This is a genomic window from Mycobacterium arosiense ATCC BAA-1401 = DSM 45069, from assembly GCF_002086125.1.
GTDB classification, from domain to species: Bacteria; Actinomycetota; Actinomycetes; order Mycobacteriales; family Mycobacteriaceae; genus Mycobacterium; species Mycobacterium arosiense.
The window spans coordinates 1-2,483 of record NZ_MVHG01000179.1 but is presented as its reverse complement, the minus strand read 5'-3'; the positions used below and the strand labels follow the sequence as shown (position 1 = coordinate 2,483).

General features: G+C 69.3%; 3 protein-coding genes. All 3 read right to left on the bottom strand.

Features of this window, described 5'->3' with window-relative positions; all coding sequences use genetic code 11:
• On the bottom strand, positions 1-348 hold a 348-nt coding region (locus tag BST14_RS27895; RefSeq protein WP_142279665.1), incomplete at its 3' end, for a PPE family protein.
• 472 nt (positions 349-820) lie between these two features.
• A complete protein-coding gene (locus BST14_RS27890; protein ID WP_083067469.1) occupies positions 821-2,035 on the bottom strand; it encodes a PPE family protein in 1,215 nt (404 codons plus the stop codon).
• A gap of 7 nt (positions 2,036-2,042) precedes the next feature.
• On the bottom strand, positions 2,043-2,342 hold the full coding sequence (locus BST14_RS27885) for a PE family protein (protein WP_083067468.1): 300 nt from the start codon (positions 2,340-2,342) through the stop codon (positions 2,043-2,045).
• Positions 2,343-2,483 lie beyond the last annotated feature (141 nt).

Below are 2,483 nucleotides of genomic sequence, written 5' to 3'. Positions count from 1 at the left end.
CAGCACACGATTGGCCGCGATCACCGGCGGCGGCACCGTCATCGCGAACGCCGCCTCAAACGCCGCGGCCGCCGCCCGGGCCTGGTCCGCGGTCTCCTCGGCCTGCGCGGCCAGAGCGCTCAACCAACTCACGTACGGGGTCACCGCCGACAACATCGACGCCGACGCCGGACCCACCCACGGCGCTTGCGTCAGTTCCGAAATCACCGACGTGTACCCGCTGGCCGCGCTGCCCAGCTCGGCGCCCAAACCCTCCCAGGCGGCGGCCGCGGCCATGATCGGACCCGACCCCGGACCCGCGTACATGCGACCGGAGTTGACCTCCGGCGGTAATGCCCCGAAGTCCATGGTTACGAAGCACCGGGCTCGAACGACATGTATCCCCTCGCAGGTGATCTCTCGGCGATGACCAACAGAGTTTGCTTGCCTCGGAAGGCTAAATGGCCGCGCCGCCCACCGCCGCTGTCGCGATGCGGCCGCGGCTGCGGCCGCCCGGAATTCGGGGGCGTGCTCCGGCGCGGCGGCGAGGTCGGGGCGCCGCCGGAAGGCGTTTCGCCGTCACCGTCATCACCTGCGGTAACACCCGGTCATAAGGCGCGCTGGCCGGCGCCTACCACCGGCATCCCTGGGCGGTCTGGGCCTGGCCGCGGCTACGCGAAAACCCCAGCGCCGGATAAAAATCCGGCCGCAGATAAAGCCCGTTCGAAATTCGCTGCGGCGGCCCCGGATGCGGCGTCCGGGCACACAAAAGCGCGCCCCGCCGCCGGTGTTTGGCGGCAGGGCGCGTTCGGGTGTTGCGCCAGAGTTGCTTTGGCCGAAGCTATCCCGCGAAGGGTGGTCGGGCCATGACGGTGGGGCGGAATCCGTACTTTGGACCCGCCACTCCGTGGCCGCCGGCACCGGCACCGGCCAGCGGCATGCCACCGAGCAGGTTGCCGGGCCCACCGGCGGCCTCCGGGGCGGCGCTGATGCTGCTGACCGGAATCGCACGCCCCAGCGCCGGCGCGGCCCCGGGAGCACCCGACCAGGCCACCGGCACCGACAACTTGCCACCGATCGACGCCGCACTGCCCACCGCCGCCACCGGATGCGCGGCCGCAGCACCGCCACCCAACATGCCACCCAAACCACCAAGCCCGGGCAACGCCTTGGCCGCCGCCGGGGCCGCACCGCCGATCAACCCGACGGTCTTGGAGATCTGCGTGAAGGTGTTGGCCATACCGGTACTGAAGTACGGCAGACCCTCGGTGTTATAGAACAGGCTGGCAAACGGGCTGTAGCCGTTGACCGCCGATCCCAGGCTGGTGGGCAGGCTGGTCTGCCCGGTGAGCAGGAACCACAATTCCGATAGCGGATCCGTGGTCGTGGCCTGATCGGCAGCGGCCTTGACCGTCGAATTCGCGGCGGGCTGCGCCAGCGACTGCAGGGTCTTCGACGTGTTGGTGGCCGTCGAGTTGGCCGTGGCGTTGGTGACCGCCGCACCCTGGGTGGCCTGACCCGACGGGTTGGTGACCTCCGGCGCCTTCTGAAACTGGGTCACCTTCGTCGCCGACGCGGACTGACCCGCATAGCCGTACATCGCGGCGGCATCCTGCGCCCAATACTCGCCGTACTGCGCCTCCAACTGCGCGATCGTTCCCGTGTTCTGCCCCAACACGTTGGTCTGGATCAACTGCTGAACCAGCGCCCGGTTGCTGGCGATCACGGGCGGGGGCACCACCGAGGAGAACGCCGTCTCAAACGCCGCCGCGGCGGCGTTGGCCTGCGTGGCCGCCTCCTCGGCCTGGGCCGCGGTGGTGCTCAACCACTCCGCGTACGGGGTCGCCGCCTGCACCATTGCCGCCGAGGCGGTCCCCAGCCACTCCTCGCTCGACAGCTGAGTCACCACGTTCTGATAACTCAAGGCGGCCGACTGCAACTCTGCGGCGATCGCATTCCACGCCGACGCCGCGGTCGTAAAAGACTCCGAACCCGGACCGGCATAGATCCGCGCCGAATTGACCTCCGGCGGAAGTGCTCCGAAATCCAACATCATCGACTCCTTAACCAGTCGCGGCCGCGTTGGCCGCCTCAGTCACCGCGTAGGACCCGGAGCTGGCGCTCAGGGTGTTGACGAACATTTCGTGGATCGCCGCCGCTTGCGCGCTGACGGCCTGGTACATCTGGGCGTGCGCTGCGAACTGTGCCGCCGTCAGCGCGGACACCTCGTCGGCAGCGGCCGGCACCACCCCCGTCGTGGGGGCAGCGGCGGCGGCGTTCTGGGCGCTCAACGTTGAGCCGATGGTTTGCAGATTGCCCGCTGCGGCTGCCAACGCCTCGGGCTGCGTGGTCACGAAAGACATCTAGCTTCCTTCCCCTTCCGTGGGACTCATCTGGGCTCGTGGTTATCCGGCCGAGGGTGGACGGGTCAGCACGCTGTAGCGGAACCCGTATTTGTTGACGTAGCCGGCCGCCGCGCCGCGCCGGCCGACCGACCCGACCGG